The organism is Xenorhabdus bovienii, from assembly GCF_024721015.1.
GTDB lineage: Bacteria > Pseudomonadota > Gammaproteobacteria > Enterobacterales > Enterobacteriaceae > Xenorhabdus > Xenorhabdus bovienii.
Genome location: NZ_JANAIF010000146.1, coordinates 1 through 3,303 on the forward strand (window position 1 = coordinate 1; position 3,303 = coordinate 3,303).

General features: G+C 37.3%; 4 protein-coding genes and 1 pseudogene. 3 read left to right on the forward strand and 2 right to left on the reverse strand.

Translation table 11 applies throughout. The features are described from left to right. Positions 1-222 precede the first annotated feature (222 nt). Positions 223-447 (reverse strand): type II toxin-antitoxin system RelE/ParE family toxin, encoded by a 225-nt coding sequence (locus tag NXS07_RS21870; RefSeq protein WP_368859254.1) that lies wholly within the window; start codon positions 445-447, stop codon positions 223-225. A gap of 345 nt (positions 448-792) precedes the next feature. Between NXS07_RS21870 and NXS07_RS19065 the strand changes: the two genes are divergently transcribed. The 3 genes from NXS07_RS19065 (at position 793) to bla (ending at position 2,838) form a co-directional block, all read left to right on the forward strand. Further along, positions 793-1,077, forward strand: a complete 285-nt coding sequence (locus NXS07_RS19065; RefSeq protein ID WP_038203808.1) for a damage-inducible protein J — start codon at positions 793-795, stop codon at positions 1,075-1,077. After that, positions 1,074-1,379: a type II toxin-antitoxin system RelE/ParE family toxin gene (locus NXS07_RS19070; protein WP_038203806.1), complete on the forward strand. Its 306-nt coding sequence runs from the start codon at positions 1,074-1,076 to the stop codon at positions 1,377-1,379. The genes NXS07_RS19065 and NXS07_RS19070 overlap by 4 nt, the downstream gene beginning before the upstream one ends. Positions 1,380-1,920: 541 nt before the next feature. Beyond that, positions 1,921-2,838, forward strand: a complete 918-nt coding sequence (gene bla, locus NXS07_RS19075; protein WP_230579978.1) for a class A beta-lactamase — start codon at positions 1,921-1,923, stop codon at positions 2,836-2,838. A gap of 150 nt (positions 2,839-2,988) precedes the next feature. On the opposite strand, the pseudogene NXS07_RS19080 reads toward bla, so the two are convergent. After that, positions 2,989-3,222 (reverse strand): annotated as a pseudogene (locus tag NXS07_RS19080) (alpha/beta fold hydrolase); the annotation flags it as partial. Between the last annotated feature and the right edge of the window lie 81 nt (positions 3,223-3,303).

Sequence of the window (3,303 nt, forward strand, 5' to 3'; positions counted from 1 at the left end):
ATATAATTTTCATTAGGAAAAGAATAATCAGTTTTGTATCAATTGTTCTCTTTCTTTTTTGCCAAGATTTATCAATTTTTGAACATGAATTAAAAAAAGTTTTGTTTAGACGTTGATAGATATTCATGATTTTCTCCCCCATTTAAACTTTATGTTTATAACATAATTATTGTATATTGGATGAAAATAAAGTTCTAAACCATCTTGTAGTTAATGAGATCTTTACTCATTAATGTGTCGCCTATAATCCATAGATTGATGTAGAATTCTGACAATGGTTATCCCATTTTCCACTACACGAAAAAAGATAATGTGTGAAGCTATTGGGAATCCCTTTAACCCAGATCTAAGGCACTGATTATCAGCGCTAAGTGACACTTTCCGCTCTATTCCTTCATTGATCCATGTATCCAGCAAGGCTTTCAGCTCCTTCCATGCCTGACACATATAATGGTTTGTGGCTATTTATGACACAGGTGTCATTTTCAGAAGACGATTGCACGGAATGTCAGAAGTCGTCTTCTGAAAATGACAATCGTATTGTCCGACAAACGTTGATTTATCGGACAAAAACCCTTAACGTGTGAAACCGTTCCACTGAGCGTCAAACCCCACCTTCCAGTCAATGCTCTGTTGATATTTCTGCAATGGTCTTGTACCCAGCGAACCCTATCTGTCATGTACATAATAATCATTACTTAAATGTCACTTTTTACCTTACATTAATTGCTGATTTTTGTGTTTTATACGTTATAATAAAAACAACACAAATGACAACACGAAGGGGGCGACATGGATACGGTGCATTTTCGTATTGATAGCGAAACAAAACGTCTAGCTATGCGGGCGGCAAAGCGTCACCAAACAGATTTAACCAAGTTAATGCGATTGAAAGCGGAAGAACTTGCAGCAGAAGAACGCGAGTATCAGAAAAACTCACATACTTACTGGTTAGAAAGTGAGATAGAAAAAGCAATAACACACTGTGAAAGCGGACAAGCTGTATTTATTGAACATAACGAAAGCCAAAATCGTATGGCATTGCTACGGACGAAACTTTGTGGTGGCGACCAGTGATTGGGCTGTTATGGGAAGAAACTGCTCAAGCAGATAGAGAGCAAATTTACAGCTACTTTTATGAACAGGCAGGGCTATTCCTCGCTGATAAAGTCGATGCTCAATTTCAAGAAATGGCAGAGTTGCTGAAAACGGCTCCTTATTCTGGTGTAAAAATTAGAAATAATGTTGATGAGTCGTACAGAAAATTAATAGTTCCTCATTTTCCATTTATCTTATTGTACCAATACATAAAAGAAAATTCAAACATCCGTATTCTTAGAGTGTTACATACATCAAGACAAATAACCTCGACATTTTAATTGCTAAGAGTTTTAACCAGAACCACCGAAATCCCCATATTGTATAAAAATAGGCTTAGCGTAGGATATTTCCCGTTTTCCAAGCTGACCCCTTAGAGGTTATTATGACAAACTCCGATGTATTTGAAAAAGCCCGCTACGTGATTCATGAATCAGCAAAGGAATAGGAAAGTCAACTTTCCTATTCTTCACAATCTTTTGCTTTCGACTATATCCGAGCACTTGCAGATCACAATTTGATCTCGGCTGAGGAATGTTTGAATTTAAGAGATGAACTGGTTACTGCTTTTGGCGGTTCGTCTTTGAAAAAGTCCATTGAAAGAGCTAAATCATCTGGCTTGGATTGACTAATTGATAGAAATTTTGACAAAATTTAAAGAGAATATCAAAAAATAGAAATTGATCATTTTAAGAAGAAACTTTAATTTTTTTCTTCTTTCAAAATACGAAAGATACTTGTGCGCCCTACTCCATCATGACCGTTAATTGTGCATATAATATTATTATATGCTAACGAATCATGCTAAAATAAATTTTTATTATGTCTAATGATGAAACTTTGAACACACTTCTTGCCAAAAAGAGCGTTACGTTGAAAAATATCACATTCAGTTTAAAATACATGCCAGCAGCAATTTTATGTTTCTTTTTTATATCGAATGCAAACGCTTCTATGTTGAAAGATAAAATTAAAATTTTAGAAGCACAAGGTTGGCAAGTTGGTGTATCCATACTTGACTATAATGGCAATAAGATTGAATCTGTAAACGGAGACGAACGATTCCCCTTAGATAGCACAGTAAAAGCCCTTGCATGTGCAAATATCCTCGCAAAAGTTGACAATAAATCACTGAGATTGGAAGACTCTGTACTTATAAAAGAAAAAGACATTGTTACATACTCCCCTATTACCGAAGGGTATGTAAATAAAAAAATAACTTTAAAACAAGCTTGCGAGGCAACCACCGCTTTTAGTGATAATACAGCTGCTAATATAGCTATATCGTCAGTAGGCGGCCCAAGTGAACTAACTAAATTTATGCGTTCAATCGGCGATAATACAACTAGATCTGATAGATATGAACCTGACTTAACTATTAATCCTGAGCATGACTTAAGAGATACCACAACTCCTAACGCAATGAGCAATAGTATCAGGAAACTATTAACTGGAAATGTTTTATCTGAAAAGTCAAAAGAGCAACTGAAGGAATGGATGATTGGGAATAAAGTTGCCGATAATATGTTAAGATCCGAACTACCTAAAGGTTGGTTTATAGCAGACCGTTCAGGTGCAAGTGACTATGGTATTAGAGGTATCACTTCAATGGTTTGGTCAGACAAAGAGCCGCCATTATTCATCAGTGTCTATCTAAGAAAAAGTAACACTTCTCTTGAAGAACGATCAGAGAAAATTGCTGAGATTGGGATGGTTATTTTTAGCAAGTATACTCACTAAACGACTACCGGCTGATGCCGGTAGGTTTATCGGCATGGTTTTCGATACACTGAAGTATAATTTTGTCCGTGACATTGCCACCGGCAGAGATATTTTATCGATTGACTGCATAAAGAGTCATCATTTCCACCTCCGCACAAATTTTCTCTTTTAATGCGAGCGTGTGAGGAAATCGCGGATGGCCGTCGCAATCTCACTGGCATGGGTTTCCAAGGCGAAGTGACCGGTTTCAAAGAAGGTGACTTTTGCCTCGGGGATATCGCGCTTGAACGCTTCAGCACCAAGTGGCAAGAAAAACGGATCGTTTCGGCCCCACACCGCAAGGAAGGGTGGTTTGTGAGTGCGGAAATATTCCTGAAAATTCGGATAGAGGGCGACGTTGCTTTTGCAGGGGTTACGCATGAAATTTTAGTCGGCTAAAATTGATTAAATAACAGTGCTTCCATATAACCGTTATCCCATCCC

What these genes read in the sequence shown, in the direction of transcription:
- NXS07_RS21870 (WP_368859254.1), bottom strand. Translation starts at nt 447, where the DNA reads ATGTGTCAGGCATGGAAGGAGCTGAAAGCCTTGCTGGATACATGGATC.
- NXS07_RS19065 (WP_038203808.1), top strand. Translation starts at nt 793, where the DNA reads ATGGATACGGTGCATTTTCGTATTGATAGCGAAACAAAACGTCTAGCT.
- bla (WP_230579978.1), top strand. Translation starts at nt 1,921, where the DNA reads ATGTCTAATGATGAAACTTTGAACACACTTCTTGCCAAAAAGAGCGTT.